Source organism: Acetatifactor aquisgranensis (assembly GCF_943193215.1).
In the GTDB taxonomy this organism is placed as follows: Bacteria; Bacillota; Clostridia; order Lachnospirales; family Lachnospiraceae; genus Acetatifactor; species Acetatifactor aquisgranensis.
Genome location: NZ_CALPDH010000100.1, coordinates 1 through 1,405 on the forward strand (window position 1 = coordinate 1; position 1,405 = coordinate 1,405).

Consider the following 1,405-nt stretch of genomic DNA (forward strand, 5'->3'; position numbering starts at 1 on the left):
GTTACCCGTGGCACGTGCGCACGGGCGTTGGCGTGTGGTGCGTGTGTGACAGTCTGTAAATCTGTTGGGGACGGGCGGAAGCCCGGCCCAGGCTTTTGAAGAGGTGGGAAAATGGCCCAGGGAAAAGAAACCGAAAACAAGCAAATGAACGGTTTCATGGAAAGCATGAAACTATTCCAAAAAGTTTATGATTTCCTGGTTTATATCTTTCCAATCTTAGGACAGCTTCCGAAGTTTGAAAAGTTCGCATTGCAGCTATACATAAAGCAGTCACTTTTTGAACTGGTAAAGAACATAATACGGTTCAGAAAGACGGGAACGAAAAGCCATATCTATGCGGCGGACGTGGAACTGGAATTTATCCGGGTGCTGATTCGGCTTGCATATGACTTGAAATATTCGGCGGTGAACAAACACCGTTATGAAGTGGCAAGCCGGAAACTGGCAGAGGTAGGGAAGATATTAGGCGGCATTATCGGAGCCGTGAAAGATGGGAAATGGAAATGATAAATAAAATTTGGGGAAACTGTTAATTCGCACCTGGCCGGGCTTGCACGCCCTCATTGGCGGCGGCAATTGGAACAACGGCGTGCGTTGCGGTTCACGGGCCGTCAATTGCAACAATTACCCGTGGAACGTGAACACGAACATTGGCGTGTGGTGCGTGTGTGACTAATCAACTTTGCAGACTTAGGGGCCTACGGGCTACTAGCAAGATTTATCAATCATTCTGATAAGTCAGACGGTTTTCCCGTTCCGGCGTTTTGTCCGGACAAAATAGAAAAGGCACCGCCTTTTGAGTAGAAGAATATTTGAAAATTGGTAGGGCAAAAATGAACACAGTTAAGGGGCTACATGAAAAAATGTATACCTTTGACAATGCCAATACATCATTCAAGAAAGCCGCAGAGAATAAGCGGTTCAATGAAGAGGTATTGGCATTTTCCATGTCAAAGGAGGATGAACTGTTTAGGGCGTGTGAGGAATTGGGAACCCTCACCTATGAGCAGGGGGACTATACCGTTTTCAAGGTATGGGAGCCAAAGGAGCGGCTTATCATGGCATTGCCGTTCTATGACAGAGTGGTGCAGCACATGATTGTGAACGCCATAGGGCCGGTATTTGAACAGAGGTTCTATACCCATTCCTATGCGTGCCGTGAGGGGAAAGGGATGCACGCCGCAAGCAACCAACTGTATCAATGGATGTATGAATTGATGACGGTTGCAGGATTGCGGCTATACGGCTTTAAAGGGGACATAAGCAAATACTTTGCATCCATTCCACATGACGAACTGAAAAAGGAAAATAGGCGGTACATAGGGGACAAGAAAGCCCTCTTCCTTATGGACAGTATCATTGACAAGAACGGGATATTGCCGGACGGCGTGGGCATCCCCGTGGG

General features: G+C 47.4%; 1 protein-coding gene and 1 pseudogene. Both read left to right on the forward strand.

From position 1 onward, the window contains the following. Nucleotides 1-111 precede the first annotated feature (111 nt). Nucleotides 112-507: a diversity-generating retroelement protein Avd gene (gene avd, locus NFS35_RS28815; protein ID WP_251210384.1), complete on the forward strand. Its 396-nt coding sequence runs from the start codon at nt 112-114 to the stop codon at nt 505-507. A gap of 326 nt (nt 508-833) precedes the next feature. After that, nucleotides 834-1,405: pseudogene (locus NFS35_RS28820) on the forward strand (RNA-dependent DNA polymerase); the annotation flags it as partial.